General features: G+C 48.7%; 17 protein-coding genes. 8 read left to right on the top strand and 9 right to left on the bottom strand.

The window, feature by feature from the left end:
- Positions 1-200: 200 nt before the first annotated feature.
- Positions 201-731, top strand: coding sequence for an REP-associated tyrosine transposase (locus tag HMPREF2608_RS05165; protein ID WP_070826212.1), 531 nt, complete (start codon positions 201-203; stop codon positions 729-731).
- A 213-nt stretch (positions 732-944) separates the two neighbouring features.
- Here the strand turns inward: HMPREF2608_RS05165 and nrdD are convergent, their stop codons facing one another.
- The 4 genes from nrdD to HMPREF2608_RS05145 all read right to left on the bottom strand — a co-directional run bounded on the left by nrdD (position 945) and on the right by HMPREF2608_RS05145 (position 6,290).
- A complete protein-coding gene (gene nrdD, locus HMPREF2608_RS05160; RefSeq protein WP_084824576.1) occupies positions 945-2,789 on the bottom strand; it encodes an anaerobic ribonucleoside-triphosphate reductase in 1,845 nt (614 codons plus the stop codon).
- Between the two features lie 54 nt (positions 2,790-2,843).
- Positions 2,844-3,353, bottom strand: coding sequence for an anaerobic ribonucleoside-triphosphate reductase activating protein (gene nrdG / locus HMPREF2608_RS05155; RefSeq protein ID WP_070826210.1), 510 nt, complete (start codon positions 3,351-3,353; stop codon positions 2,844-2,846).
- A 286-nt stretch (positions 3,354-3,639) separates the two neighbouring features.
- On the bottom strand, positions 3,640-4,782 hold the full coding sequence (locus tag HMPREF2608_RS05150; protein ID WP_070826209.1) for a THUMP domain-containing class I SAM-dependent RNA methyltransferase: 1,143 nt from the start codon (positions 4,780-4,782) through the stop codon (positions 3,640-3,642).
- Positions 4,783-4,898: 116 nt separating this feature from the next.
- Positions 4,899-6,290 (bottom strand): nucleobase:cation symporter-2 family protein, encoded by a 1,392-nt coding sequence (locus HMPREF2608_RS05145; protein WP_003679024.1) that lies wholly within the window; start codon positions 6,288-6,290, stop codon positions 4,899-4,901.
- 336 nt (positions 6,291-6,626) lie between these two features.
- Between HMPREF2608_RS05145 and dapA the strand changes: the two genes are divergently transcribed.
- The 7 genes from dapA (at position 6,627) to HMPREF2608_RS05110 (ending at position 12,050) form a co-directional block, all read left to right on the top strand.
- The gene (dapA, locus tag HMPREF2608_RS05140) at positions 6,627-7,502 is read left to right on the top strand and encodes a 4-hydroxy-tetrahydrodipicolinate synthase (protein ID WP_070460828.1); all 876 of its coding nucleotides are present in this window, start codon (positions 6,627-6,629) and stop codon (positions 7,500-7,502) included.
- 81 nt (positions 7,503-7,583) lie between these two features.
- Complete coding sequence (gene bamC / locus HMPREF2608_RS05135; protein WP_070826208.1) at positions 7,584-8,714, top strand: outer membrane protein assembly factor BamC; 1,131 nt, start codon at positions 7,584-7,586, stop codon at positions 8,712-8,714.
- A 124-nt stretch (positions 8,715-8,838) separates the two neighbouring features.
- On the top strand, positions 8,839-9,069 hold the full coding sequence (locus tag HMPREF2608_RS05130; protein WP_003679018.1) for an NGO_0222 family membrane protein: 231 nt from the start codon (positions 8,839-8,841) through the stop codon (positions 9,067-9,069).
- A 9-nt stretch (positions 9,070-9,078) separates the two neighbouring features.
- The gene (gene rdgB / locus HMPREF2608_RS05125) at positions 9,079-9,672 is read left to right on the top strand and encodes an RdgB/HAM1 family non-canonical purine NTP pyrophosphatase (RefSeq protein ID WP_070826207.1); all 594 of its coding nucleotides are present in this window, start codon (positions 9,079-9,081) and stop codon (positions 9,670-9,672) included.
- Between the two features lie 53 nt (positions 9,673-9,725).
- Positions 9,726-10,088 (top strand): thioredoxin family protein, encoded by a 363-nt coding sequence (locus HMPREF2608_RS05120; protein ID WP_070826206.1) that lies wholly within the window; start codon positions 9,726-9,728, stop codon positions 10,086-10,088.
- Positions 10,089-10,184: 96 nt separating this feature from the next.
- The gene (hemW, locus tag HMPREF2608_RS05115) at positions 10,185-11,360 is read left to right on the top strand and encodes a radical SAM family heme chaperone HemW (protein WP_070826205.1); all 1,176 of its coding nucleotides are present in this window, start codon (positions 10,185-10,187) and stop codon (positions 11,358-11,360) included.
- Between the two features lie 135 nt (positions 11,361-11,495).
- Positions 11,496-12,050, top strand: coding sequence for an opacity family porin (locus HMPREF2608_RS05110; RefSeq protein ID WP_070826204.1), 555 nt, complete (start codon positions 11,496-11,498; stop codon positions 12,048-12,050).
- Between the two features lie 103 nt (positions 12,051-12,153).
- On the opposite strand, the gene HMPREF2608_RS05105 is transcribed toward HMPREF2608_RS05110, so the two are convergent.
- The 5 genes from HMPREF2608_RS05105 to HMPREF2608_RS05085 all read right to left on the bottom strand — a co-directional run bounded on the left by HMPREF2608_RS05105 (position 12,154) and on the right by HMPREF2608_RS05085 (position 14,150).
- Positions 12,154-12,522: a VanZ family protein gene (locus tag HMPREF2608_RS05105; RefSeq protein ID WP_070826203.1), complete on the bottom strand. Its 369-nt coding sequence runs from the start codon at positions 12,520-12,522 to the stop codon at positions 12,154-12,156.
- Positions 12,519-12,728 (bottom strand): dioxygenase, encoded by a 210-nt coding sequence (locus HMPREF2608_RS05100; protein ID WP_070826202.1) that lies wholly within the window; start codon positions 12,726-12,728, stop codon positions 12,519-12,521. Before HMPREF2608_RS05100 ends, HMPREF2608_RS05105 begins: the two co-directional genes overlap by 4 nt.
- 92 nt (positions 12,729-12,820) lie before the next feature.
- Complete coding sequence (gene pth / locus HMPREF2608_RS05095; RefSeq protein ID WP_063068141.1) at positions 12,821-13,399, bottom strand: aminoacyl-tRNA hydrolase; 579 nt, start codon at positions 13,397-13,399, stop codon at positions 12,821-12,823.
- Between the two features lie 54 nt (positions 13,400-13,453).
- Positions 13,454-13,726 carry an RnfH family protein gene (locus tag HMPREF2608_RS05090; RefSeq protein ID WP_070826201.1) on the bottom strand — a complete coding sequence of 91 codons (273 nt, stop codon included), beginning with the start codon at positions 13,724-13,726 and terminating at the stop codon, positions 13,454-13,456.
- Positions 13,719-14,150 carry a type II toxin-antitoxin system RatA family toxin gene (locus HMPREF2608_RS05085; RefSeq protein ID WP_003683270.1) on the bottom strand — a complete coding sequence of 144 codons (432 nt, stop codon included), beginning with the start codon at positions 14,148-14,150 and terminating at the stop codon, positions 13,719-13,721. Before HMPREF2608_RS05085 ends, HMPREF2608_RS05090 begins: the two co-directional genes overlap by 8 nt.
- Positions 14,151-14,217 lie beyond the last annotated feature (67 nt).

The following is a 14,217-nucleotide window of genomic DNA, read 5'->3' as shown; positions in this document are numbered from 1 at the left end:
TGTAGGGTGTGTGCGGTACGCACGCACGCGGTTGCTTGATTGACGGTTTGCCATTTCAACTTTTAACTTCGTTGAAGCTAGCGATTTCAGACGACCTCCAATGCCGTTGCCGTCTGAAAACATCAGCTTCAACGAAGTTAAAACCTTAAACAACAAACCATTCCTTCTCCAACACCCAAACCACAAGCAAAAAAAATCCTATGGCACGTTATCGCAGAAACTTCATTGCCGGCGGCACATTCTTTTTCACCGTCAAACTCGCCGACCCGAAATCGCGCCTGCTTGTCGAACATACCAACTTATTGCGTGCGGCTTATGTGGATGTGCAAAAACAATATCCCTTTGAAACCGCCGCCGTATGCGTACTGCCGAACCACATTCATGCCATTTGGACGCTGCCGCCCGATGATGCGGATTATTCCCTGCGCTGGCGGCTGATTAAAACCAAATTCTCCGCACATTTCCCTCGTGCTGAGAACCTTTCCACCAGCAAACAGCGGCGGAACGAACGCGGTATTTGGCAACGGCGTTTTTACGAACACACCGTTCGCGACGAAACGGATTTGCAACGATGCGCGGACTACATCCATTTCAATCCCGTCAAACATGGATTATGCGACAATGTCCGCGATTGGGCGTTTTCATCGTTCCACCGTTATGTGCGGGACGGATGGCTGCCGTTAAATTGGGGCGGCACAAAAGAAACGGCGGTAATGAATTTTGGGGAGTGAATGCGCTATAAAACACTACCGACCGCGTGCGTGGCTCCGCCACACACCCTACCTATGAATTACGCGGAACTTCAAAATATTAAAGTGTCAATCATTGTTGTTTAATTTAATTAAAATCATGCAGCTGAAAGAGTCAGTCTATCTAAACATACTAAAAGGCCGTCTGAAATTTCAGACGGCCTTTGCTTTTGTAAGTAATCCTTTTTTCAACGATTACGCCGCTTTACGGTGATAATGTCTGAGCGCGTGCTCTTTGCGCCGTCCGCTACTGAAGGCCGACACACGCTTCAGATAGCCGATCACTCGTGTGCCGTAGTCGATGTCGTGCGAACCACAGGCGGAACAGGCGTGCAGGGTGCGTTTGTCGATATGGCCGCATTCGTTGCAGATGGTGATGCGCACGTTCACGCAGAAGTAGTTGCAGCCGGTTTGTGAGGCGATGTCCAGCAGCGAGCGGTAGCCGGATTCGGGCAGTGCTTCGTCGAGGTTCAGGTGCAGCGCGGAGCCGCCGTCGAGCCAATCCACCAGTTCTTTGCCGTGCAGCAGGAATTTGTCGAGCGCGTTGATTTCTTCGTCTTCGACGACGTAGAAATAGGAGTTGTAACATTCGCGGCTGACTTTGTAGCCGTCGGCTTTGTCCCATTTGGCGTTTTTTACGCCGAGGTTTTCGGCGGGAACAAACTCAGTGTTGAACTTCACGCCGTAGTGTTTGCTGGCGGCTTGGTTGGCTTCGAATATGGTTTTCAGACGGCCTTGGACAAAGTTGATGTAATCGTCGTTGTAGCCAACCTTGATGCCTTGCGATTCGGCGGCTTCCGCCATGCCGTTGATACCGATGGTGAGGAACTGTTTGTCCAGCGTGATGAAGCCTGCATCGTAAACGGGCAACATTCCGGCGGCTTGGTATTCTTCCATCAGTTTGCGGTAGGCGTATTGGTATTTGTGGATTTTGGCGACTTCGGCGGCAAGGTCGCGCCCGTCTTGTTCCAGCCGGTTCATGTTGATGGTGATGACATTGATGGAACCGGTTGCCACGCCGCCTGCGCCGAGGGTATAGCTAAAAGTGCGGTCTTCAATGGCGTTGCGCAGACGGCAGCAGGAAGCCAACGAATCGGGGTTGTCGGAAAGATAGACGAAGAAGGAATTGCCTTCCGCCAACTCTTTCGCCATTTCGTCGGCAAACACGGTGTCTTTGCATTTGCCGCCATCGGTCAGCATCGCAGCGGTCACGACGGGGAAAGTCAAAACGGCTTTGGTGCGCTCTTGATTGAACCATTTGAGGAAGAAGTTTTGCAGCTTCGCCACGCTCGCCCACACCGGTTTGCTGAAATCGGGGAAGACGAAATCGCCGAACATCGCGTCGAAATAGTATTGATCGTAAACGGAAATATTCCAAAATACGCTCTGATAGCCGCGCGCGGCGGCAGGCTGGTTGATGCTGTACACCACCTGCTGCATATGGTTGGCGATTTCTTTGGCGTGAGTTTCCAAATAATCGTCGCCGTAGTCTTTGCGGGCGAAGTAGTCGAAATAAGTCAGAAATTCCACCGTTGCCACCGCGCCGGCAAACTGCGCGCTGATGGCAAACACAAGATTGATAAACGAGCCGCAAAACGATGCCAAATGCTGCGGCGCTTTAGATTCACCACCGAGTTTGCTTAACCCGTCGAGCAGGAAAGGATACAGCGTAACCGACACGCAATAAGGCTTGAGGCTGGTTTCGTCGTGGACATAAATCTCGTGCGCCTCAATCTGGCGGATGTATTCGTCGGCGACGGATTGGTCGAAAATTTCGGCGATTTTGCGCGACACTTGGGCGCGGTTAATCTGCACGAAAAAGTCTTTCATGATTTCCGCTTCCATCGTGGCAATGTTCTTCTGGGTAACGTTGGCGTTGGCGTCCATTTTCGATCCGTCCGCCGCGTTTTGCGCGCTGATGTAGTCGCGCATGAATTGTAGTTTTCCGTTTAACTGTTCGGGATGCAGCCGAATCATGTTAATTCTCCTGTATGGTTTGGATGATTTATTAAACAATGACGGTTGGGCCGTCTGAAACATCGCTGTCAGCGAATACAATAAATTCAATTTAAATCAGTGCAATACAGCACCGGGCTAAATTGAAGCCACTGGAAAAACTTTGGGCGCGGGTTTGTCTTTGATAAACAAGCGGTTCAATACCTCTCCCGTACGTAAATCGATAAACTTCTGATTGGTGGTCGGGCTGTCCAAGCCGCCCAGCTCCATCTGCCAGCGACCGGTTTTCAGATACGTCAGATAAGGCAGGATGCCGTCTGAAAGCGCTTCCAGCTCTTCACGCTCCAGGCCGGTGTACAAACAGGCTTTCAAACCCGCCTGTGTCACAATGGCCAGCATTTTCTGCAAGGCTTTCGGCTGCCATTCCCCGCCCATAAACAACACGCAGCTGATTAATCCGCGATAGCGTTTCAGACGGCCTTTTAAATAATCCCCGGTCAATTCTGTGCCAATGCCCTCTTTCCATGTATCGGCACTATGGCAACCCTTGCAGCGCAGAGGGCAGCCTGAAAACAGAAATGCCAACGACACTTCGCCCGGTACTTCCTGCCATACAATTTGCTCAACTGTAAATTTCAAGCTGCTCATTGCAACACCATAAACACAAGATATGGTGCGAATTAAAACACAAGACTACTAGATATGGTATTTTTATTTAACAATGTATTTTACCTGTATAATAGATTTTTATTATTTAGATGATTGCCTATTGCTATAAAATAGCGGTTTTAAACCAATAAAAAGGCTGTCTGAACACGATTCAGACGGCCTGAAATTAAAATACGAAAAGCAAACTCCGTTATAGTAAAGTCTATCTAAATAAAACAAAAAAGGCCGTCTGAAATCATCTTTCAGACGGCCTCTATTTCAGGTTTTAACCCCGATTCGAGCCTTTAACCATATCCATTAAAAACAATCGGCAATCCAAGTTGCCATTAAACAGCGGAATCTTACGCTTCGGAGAAAGGCGCATAAATTTCGGCATATCTCGATCGCCGGTAAACATTCCGGCAAGCCAGCCTGCGTAATGCTGTTTCAACCATGTGCCCAGTTGCGGATAAAGCGCCTGCAAAGCCTGAATTTCGGCAAGGCGCACACCATAAGGCGGATTGGAAATCATAATGCCGTGCTCGCCGTTCGGTCGCACAGCCTGCGCATCTTGCACGTCAAAGCGGATGAAATTATCCACTTCGGCGGCTTGGGCATTAGCTAGTGCGGCACGAATCATATAACGGTCGTTGTCGCTGCCGGAAATGGGCGCGGCGGCCGGTTTGATTTGTTTTTCAGCTTCACGGCGCAGGGCTTGCCATTTTTCTTTGTCGAAGTTTTGCAGTTTTTCAAAACCGAAACGGCGCATCAAACCCGGCGCACGGTGTGTTGCAATCCATGCAGCCTCAATGGCAATCGTGCCGCTGCCGCAAAACGGGTCTTGGAAAGGCTGCGTACCATCGTAACCTGCCAAAAGCAGCAAACCTGCCGCCAAATTTTCCCTCAATGGCGCTTCGCCGGTATCCTGTCGATAGCCGCGTTTGAAGAGTGCTTCACCGGAAGTATCGATAAAGATTTCCACATTGCGTTCATCGATAAAGGCATGAATGCGGATATCGGGGTTGATTTTGCCCACGCTCGGACGCGCATCATAAATATCGCGGAAAGCATCACAGACGGCATCTTTGATTTTCAAACCGACAAAATCCAAGCTTTTCACATTGGCGCGCTTGCCTTCGACTTTGACTTTAAAGGTCTGCTCCAGCTTAAACCAACCTGTCCAATGGAGATTTCGTGCCAATTTGTAGATATCGTGTTCATTGCGATAACCGCCTTTGGTCAAGCGCAGCAAAACACGGCTGGCAACGCGCGAATGCAGGTTGATACGATACACCTGCTCCATCGTGCCTTTACATGCCACACCGCCGTCAACAGCGCGGATATCCTGACATGCCATGCTTTCGAGTTCCTGCGTCAAAGGCGCTTCCAAACCGCGAGGACAAGTGATAAAAAGTGAATAAACCGTCATATAAAACCTTTCCGGGTAGAGCTATCCGAACCACTCGGATAATAAATAAAAACAATATTATAGCCGAAAAACCAAAGGCCGTCTGAAACTTCAGACGGCCTTTGAATAAAGCTTGCTTAGTGATCCAAACTGTCGGTTTCCACCTTAACCGCTTTATCGGTTTTATCCTCCGGCAAAACCAAGTTCAACAATACTGCCATAATACCGCCTGCGGAAATTGAGTTTTGGAACAATACCGGCAGGTTTTTGAACACTTCCGGCTCAAATGCTACGCCCAAACCCAAACCGACAGAAGTAGCCGCTATAACCGCTTCACGACGGCGAATACCGTGGCTGACCAAAATCCGCACACCGGCAATCGCAATCAGGCCGAACATCAACACCATTGCGCCACCCAAAACCGGACTCGGAATCGTAGTAAACGCGCGGCCGATGACAGGGAACAAGCCCAACAATACCAAAATCGCCGCAATATATTTGCCCACATGACGCGAAGCCACGCCGGTCATTTGAATCACGCCGTTATTTTGCGCAAACGTGGTTAAAGGCAAAGAGCCCAACGCAGTCGCAATTACAGAAACCAAACCATCTGCCAATACGCCGCCGCGCAGGCGTTTGGTGTATTCCTCACCCTCAATCGGCTGCTCGGAGACCATCGCAGTCGCCGTCAAATCGCCAACTGCTTCAAATACGCTCAACAGGAAAATCGCACCGGCAACGATAAACGCGTGCCAATCAAATGCGAAACCATATTTAAACGGAACAGGCAGGGTAATCAGCGGCAGGTTTTGCAGGGCGGAAAAATCTACTTTGCCCAAAAACAGCGCAACAATATAACCGACAATCAAACCCACCGCGATGCCGCTCATACGCAGCAATGGGTTTTTCAAGCAGTTGAAAACCAATACAATCAGCAACACCAGCGATGCCAGACCTAAGTTTTCCATCGAACCGAACGTACCGTCTGCTTTCGCACCGAAGCCGCCGCCAAAGTCAGTAATACCGACATGCACCAAACTCAAGCCGATCAACATGACGACCACGCCGCTTACAGTCGGCGTAATCACTTTTTTCAAATAAGGCAAAAGCCAAGCGGAGAAGCACACCAAAAACGCTCCGACAAAGGACACGCCCAAAAGCGTTGAAATCATCGCATCTTCAGTCAAACCGCCCTCTTTCATGCCGGTACCGAGTGCAATCATCACAGTAACAAAAGAGAAATTGACCGACTGAATCGACAACATGCCCGAACCGACCGGTCCGAAACGGTTAACCTGCAAATAAGTGCCGACACCGGAAGCCACCATCGCCATCGACACCAAATAAGCTGTCATTTCAACCGGCAGCTCCAATGCCCCACCGACAATCAGTGCCGGAGTAATCATCGGAACAAAAATCGCCAGAAGGTGCGTAACCGCACTCAACAACGCATTCCCAAACGGCGGCTTGTCTTCCAAACCATAAACCAAATCAAGCGATTCCGCCTGTTTTTCAGTCATTCCGGCCATGTTGAACCTTCTCTCAAGAATCGTTAAAAAATATTAAGATGCGTATTTTAACCAATTTGAAATGTATCAGCAAATTCAAAACCATCAGGCCGTCTGAAAGTTCCGCCCAGCCGTTTTCAGACGGCCTCAAACCGCCTTAACACATTTTAATTCTTGACATCATTTTTCTACCTAAAAACAAACAAACCAATGATTTAAAAATGTATTATTCATTAAGATAATGACAAGTCACCATTAAACAGCAAAGCCTCATAGCGGATATGTTTCACACAAACAACAAAGTAAGCTACAATCCACTGCATAATTCACCCACACCATAAAATTAAAGGTTTCCGTATGTTAAAAGGCAGTCTGGTTGCCCTGATTACTCCGATGAATCAAGACGGCAGCATCAACTACGAACAACTTCATGACTTAATTGACTGGCACATTGAAAACGGCACCGACGGCATCGTCGCCGTCGGCACCACCGGCGAGTCAGCCACCCTGCCTGTCGAAGAACATTTGGCCGTTATTGAAGCCACTGTCAAACACGTCAACAAGCGCGTTCCCGTTATCGCCGGCACAGGCGCCAACAATACTGTCGAAGCCATCGCCCTTTCCAAAGCCGCCGAACAAGCCGGTGCGGACTACACCTTATCTGTTGTTCCCTACTACAACAAACCTTCGCAAGAAGGCATTTACCAACATTTCAAAGCCATCGCCGAAGCCACTTCGATTCCGATGATTATCTATAATGTTCCCGGCCGTACCGTCGTGAGCATGAGCAACGACACTATTTTGCGTTTGGCCGAGATTCCGAATATCGTCGGCGTGAAAGAAGCCAGCGGCAATATCGGCAACAACATCGAATTGATCAACAGCGTTCCTGAAGGTTTTGCCGTGTTCTCCGGTGACGACCCTACCGGTCTGCCTTTCATGCTGTGTGGCGGTCATGGCGTGGTAACCGTTGCAGCCAACGTTGCACCGAAACTCTTTGCCGACATGTGTCGAGCCGCCCTTGAGGGCGATATTGCGACCGCCCGTCGTCTAAACGAGCAACTTATCCCAATTTATAACACCATGTTCTGCGAGCCCAGCCCAGCCGCGCCCAAATGGGGCCTGAGCTTATTGGGCAAATGCGAACCCCATGTTCGTCTGCCTTTGGTAGCACTGACCGAAGCCGGTCAAGCCAAAGTCCGAGCCGCTCTGGAAAAATCAGGACAAATCTGATCCGGAAATAAGGCCGTCTGAATCCCAAACGCCCTTTTCAGATGGCCTCCCTGTTAAGAACTCCATCCACAGGAAAACAAGATGACCTATATCAAACCCATCGTAGTAGCCCTCGCCCTGATTAGCATGACTGCCTGTTCCGGCAGCAAAAAAGAACAACCCAAACTCGACTATCAAAGTCAATCGCATCGCCTGGTCAAACTGGAAGTACCACCTGATTTGAACAACCCAGACCAAGGCAACCTCTACCAATTACCGGCAGGCAGCGGTGCCGTCCGTGCCAGCGACTTCAACAAACGCCGCACTCAAGCCGTACAACAACCTGCCAATGCAGAAGTCTTGAAATCCGTTAAAGGCGTACGCCTTGAGCGTGACGGCAACCAACGCTGGTTGGTTGTCGATGGCAAATCGCCTCGCGAAATTTGGCCGTTGCTGAAAGTATTCTGGCAAGAAAACGGTTTCGACATCAAATCTGAAGAACCTGCCATCGGCCAAATGGAAACCGAGTGGGCTGAAAACCGAGCCAAAATCCCTCAAGACAGCCTGCGCCGTCTGTTGGACAAAGTTGGCTTGGGCGGCATCTACTCTACCAGCGAACGCGACAAATTCATCATCCGCATCGAACAAGGTAAAAACAATTCGACCGACATCTTCTTCGCCCACAAAGGCATGAAAGAAGTTTATGCCGACCGTAAAAAAGACACTACTATGTGGCAGCCAAGCGAGAGCGACCCTAACCTCGAAGCCGCATTCCTCGCCCGCTTTATGCAATACTTAGGCGTTGACGGCCAGCAAGCCGAACAAGCTCTGACCCAAAGCGTTGCCGCCCGCAGTAATGCTTCTGAGTTGGCCCGTGTGGACAACGGTACTTTGTTGCTGGCAGGCGATTACGGCCGCAACTGGCGCCGTACCGCCCTTGCGCTTGACCGCATCGGCCTGACTGTTATCGGTCAAAATGCCGAACGCCGCGCTTTCTTGGTTCAACAAGCGCCAACCGAAGGCGAAGCAGTTGCCAATAAAAAACCAGGCCTGTTCAAACGCGTATTTGGCAAAGGCAAAGCAGAAGCGCCAAAAACGTATCCTGAAATCATCGTGTATGTTGAGCCTATCAACAATGGCGCACGCCTCCATCTGTTGAATAAAGACGGCAGCCCATACAAAGGCAGCGATGCCTCCACATTGTTGAGCCGCCTGCACACAGAATTACGTTAATCCGTTATTCGACTTAAGGCCGTCTGAAATATTCAGACGGCCTTTTTAACGAATCCGGCATGGTTTCAAATTCCCAATCTGACGTTATAATCAGAACATTTTTCCCTCTCCCCCCCAAGCTGCCATGACCCGACAAAAAGCCTATCTGCTCCTGACCGCCCTGTTTACCCTGATGTTTATCGTACTGATTCTGTTGGGCGCTTATCTTCTGAGCATTCACAGCAAACAATTTGCCGTTGCCGCCTTTCTGTTTGCCTTTGCCGCCGTTTTTGCCCAAATCGGCAGCCTTGCCCTTTATATCCGCCACAAAGCACGCGCACAAATGGCTCGTATGCAGCAAACCGAAAACCATTGAGGAAAAACCATGTTTGAAAAAATCGTCCTTGCCAGTGGCAACGCAGGCAAACTCAAAGAATTTGTCCGCCTCTTTGCCGACTTAAACATCGAAGTCCTACCACAATCGCAGTTCAATACGCCCGAATGTCCCGAGCCGTACCATACCTTTGTTGAAAATGCCCTGGCTAAAGCACGCCATGCCGCCAAATACAGCGGCTTACCGGCACTTGCCGACGATTCCGGCATCTGCACCAACGCCTTAAACGGCGCACCCGGCATTTTCTCCGCACGTTATGCAGGCGAAAACCCCAAATCCGATACTGCAAACAACGCCAAACTTTCTGCCAATCTTACCGATAAAGACGATAAAAGCTGCTACTACGTCTGCGTACTCGTACTCGTCCGCCACGAAAACGACCCGCAACCCATCATCGCTGAAGGCATCTGGCGCGGCCAATGGCAGGCCGAAGCAGCCGGCACAAACGGCTTCGGCTACGACCCGCATTTCTATCTGGCCGAACATGGTTGCACCGCCGCCGAGCTTGACCCTGAAATCAAAAATGCCGAAAGCCACCGCGCCGAAGCATTGCGTGAATTGTTAAGAAAAATCGAATCCTTATAAATCGATAACAGGCCGTCTGAAACCTTCAGACGGCCTACCTCACATTCATTCCCATGCCCAAACCCTCGCCTGAAGAATTGGCAGCCTTTGCAAAACACGTCGCTGCCTTCATCCCAACCACACCTGACGAACTTCTGCAACTCATTGATAGTCAAGAAACTGCTATCGTCTTTTTAGGCAAACCAAGCTGTTCATACTGTCGCCGTTTTGTTGCAAAACTATTTACCGTTTCCTTAAACAAGCAGCTTACTATCCGCTTTACAGACAGCAGCAACAAAGCGACTTTGAAAGATTTTCGTGAACAACACGGCATCAAAACTGTTCCCGCATTACTCAACATCTCACAAGGCAAAATAAAATCCGTCTGCGATTCCAAATTATCAGAAGAAGAAATAGAAGCTTTTTTGAGCGCTTAGACTGCGCAAATTTCCTACTGATTATTTTCCCGGCCGACATTTCAGTTAAAATAAGGCCCTAAAAATTTCAGACGGCCTCGAGCCTCAACACATATTATGACCCAAATCACCTTCCAACGTCCCGGCCAGCTAACCGCCCTGCCTCCTTTATCACTCTATATCCATATTCCTTGGTGCATCAAAAAATGCCCGTATTGCGACTTCAATTCCCACAGCCTGAAAAACGGCCTGCCGGAAGAAGCCTATATCGATGCCCTATTAACCGACTTGCAACTTGAATTGCCCAATATTTGGGGCAGACCTGTGGAAACCATATTCTTCGGTGGCGGCACACCCAGCCTATTTCAAGCGAAATCAATTGACCGCTTGTTAAGCGGCGTGCGTTCATTAGTGCGTTTGCACCCCGAAGCGGAAATTACTTTGGAAGCCAATCCGGGCACATTTGAAATTGAGAAGTTTCAAGGATTTAAAGACGCGGGTATTACGCGCCTGTCTATCGGCGTACAGAGTTTTAATGACGATATGCTTACTCGATTGGGACGCGTTCACAACGGCAAAGAAGCCCTGACAGCCATTGATACTGCCTTGAAATTATTTGACAAAGTTAATATTGATTTGATGTATGCCCTGCCAAACCAAACGGCTCAGACGGCATTAAACGATGTGCAAACCGCTATTGCAACAGGCGTATCGCATATCAGCGCATATCATCTGACAATGGAACCGAACACGCCTTTCGGTCATACGCCGCCCAAAGGATTGCCACAAGATGAAGCGGCATTGGACATCGAAGATGCCGTACACAGCGAATTGGAAGGCACAGGCTTTATCCACTACGAAACATCGGCTTTTGCAAAACCTGGTATGCAGTGCCGCCATAATTTGAACTACTGGCAGTTCGGCGATTACTTAGGGATAGGCGCCGGTGCGCACGGCAAAATTTCCTATCCCGACCGTATTGAGCGTACCGTCCGCTGCCGTCATCCCAACGACTATCTTGCCGCCATGCAGAGCAATCCGCATGAAGTAGTTGAACGCAAAACCGTTACTGCCGAAGACCTTCCATTCGAATTCATGATGAACGCCCTACGCCTGACCGATGGCGTACCTGCCGCAATGTTGCAGGAACGTACCAGCGTACCCACTGCAAAAATCATGGCACAAATAGAAACCGCCAGACAAAAAGGCCTGCTTGAATCAGACCCGACCGTGTTCCGACCGACCGAGCAAGGCCGTTTGTTCTTAAACGATTTGTTACAGTGTTTTTTATAAGTGCTTTTTTACAACAGTTGAAACATTTTTAGATTTGCTTAATTTACGACAAGAAAATACAATCTGAATAATTGTTGGGAACGACCAACCCCGGCGATTATCCACTACTCCTAATCCTACATTAAGGACAAAACAATGAAAAAAGTTCTGGTAACACTGATTGCTCTTTCCCTGCCTACATTTGCATTGGCTGATGCAACCAAAGGTTTTTATGTTCAAGCTGATGCTGGTCATGCTACTGTAAAACAAAAAGCTAATAATGCCAGTGGCTCGGTTAAAGGTTTTAGTCCACGCATTTCTGCTGGTTACGATTTCGGTGATTTCCGTGTTGCCGCTGACTATACCCATTATAAGTCTGAAAAAATCAACACTGCCTCATTCGATGCTGAAGGTAAATACCACAGTGCCGGCGTTTCTGCTATTTATGACTTTGATCTGGAAGCTCCTGTAAAACCTTATGTAGGTGCTCGTGTGGCTATTAATCATGCTTCTGCAAAAGTCAAGACAGCTAATTCATATTATGAACGTAGTGATACTAAAACTGGTGTTGGAGCAATGGCTGGCGTAAGCTACGAAGTAACACCTAACGTTGCCTTGGATGCAGGCTATCGCTACAACTATTGGGGCAAAATGAATAGCGTTAAGTTCCATACTCACGAAGTATCTGCCGGTGTACGCGTAACATTCTAATTCTTATCATGAAGCAATAATGGCCTCATGCATCAAGTAACGAAAGGCCGTCTGAAACCTGTTTCTCAGGATTTTAGACGGCCTTTAAGTTTTTTAAATATATCTAACTTTTTGCTACTTTTACTTTTTCTGCAAACCACAGCGCCACAGCCGTACCTGCCATATCGGCAATGCCGTCCGCGATCGAACCTTGGCGCGTAGTAGTCAGAAATGCCTGAGCCAACTCACTGCCTATTGCAAACAATAAAGCAGCAAGCAGAATGCCTTTATAGGGAATATTCCTACTGTCTTGAATAAACATTTTTGCACACAACCATGCCTGACCGAAAAACAGTCCGAAATGACCGACTTTATCAAAATGGGGAAATGGTGGAGCGCTATTGCCGCCCTCTTTGAAAAGTAAGGCATAAATGGCGGCGGCAAACCAAATACAAGCAGCGGCAGTAAATTTGTTTAATGGTAAGGCTTTCATTTGTCGGCCTCTTCATCCAACCATGTTTGGCAGATATCTGCCAAGCGGACAAATTTCCCACCCCGTGCCTTCAAAATATCACGCCATTGTACTACTTCTTCTGCATCCGGGGCATCTTCAATACTGCATTCGTAAAGACAGAAGTCTAATGTTTCGCCAACAATACCTGGGGCTTCGGTCTGCATAAGGCTGGTCAGTTCGTTCATATTTACTGTTTCTTTGATTCGTTTATCACTAGTCAGACGCGCTGCCTGTTTTCAGGCCGTCTGAACATGATGTGCAAGGCTGCCCATTCGGCTTACTTACTGTGTAAAAACCGTGTTGCCTCTTCCCATTCGCCATTCAACACGGCCGGCAATCCTTGTAGGGATTTGGTGATGGAGTCATCAATTTGCTGTCTGTGTTCCGCTGACGGTTTATTCAACACATAACCGACAACCAGATTACGGTCGCCAGGGTGATCAATGCCTAAGCGCAGGCGGTAGAAATTGGGCGTACCCAAGCGAGCCTGAATGTCTTTGAGGCCGTTGTGTCCGCCGTTGCCGCCACCAAGTTTGAATTTGATACGGCCGCATGGAATATCCAGCTCGTCATGAACCACCAAGATTTCCTCCGGCTTGATTTTGTAAAACTGAGCCAAAGCGGCAACGGCCTGACCGGAGCGGTTCATAAAGGTCATGGGTTTGAGCAGCCAAACATCGCCATCAGGCGTAGTGGCGCGCGCTACTTCGCCGTAAAATTTCTTTTCGTCTTTAAAATTAACTTTCCATTTCCATGCCAGTTCGTCCAACAGCCAAAAGCCGACATTGTGGCGCGTTTGTTCGTATTCTTGGCCTGGATTACCCAAACCGACGATTAATTTAATTTTCAAGCTCATTACTGTTCTTTCAGTTTGACAGGCCGTCTGAAAAAGTTTCAGACGGCCTTCGATTTATTCTTGCCCTGCGCGTTTACGTCTCGCTTCTTTCGGATCAATCAACAATGGACGATAAACCTCAATCCGATCGCCATTGCGCAACGCTGTCTCGTCTTTCACTGCCTTACCGAAAATACCCAAAGGCGCTTGCTGCAAATCCAACTCTGGGAACTCTACCTCCAAACCGCTTTGCAGGGCGGCTTCGCGTACGGTTGTCCCTTCGGCAACGGTCATGTTCTTCAACACTTGCCTATCGGCCAGTCCGTAAACAATTTCAATCTCAAGCATAGCGGCGGTCGGCCTCTTTAATAAAAGCATCCACCAATGTACCGGCGAGATGGCCGAATACCGGGGAAATCATGGCAGAGAGTACGGCATTGGAGAAATCGTATTCTAATCTGAATTCGACTTTGCACATATCATCGCCCAAGTCGATAAATTTCCAAGTGCCGCGCAGGGTTTTAAATGGTCCTTCGAGCAAATCCATGCGGATTTCCTGCCCTGGGATATTGTGGTTGTGTGTCGCAAACGACTGTTTGACGCGCATATAGTCCATAAACAAGCGCGCTTTTAGCTCATTGCCTTTGCGTTCGATGACTTCGGTCTTGCTGTACCACGGCAAAAATTTTGGATAGTCCTCAACTTTGTCCACCAGCTCAAACATTTCCTTAGCGCTATGCAGCACCAATACGTTTTTCTCGACTTTTTTCATGTTGGTTGTAGACCTTGTTTTTGAATATTCGGGGTTCAGACGGCATGATTTAGAAAAATATCTGCCC

This window comes from Neisseria sp. HMSC064D07, assembly GCF_001837185.1.
Classification (GTDB): Bacteria; Pseudomonadota; Gammaproteobacteria; order Burkholderiales; family Neisseriaceae; genus Neisseria; species Neisseria flavescens_C.
Note: the sequence above shows the minus strand (reverse complement) of the source record. Positions and strands in the feature narration are given on the sequence as shown.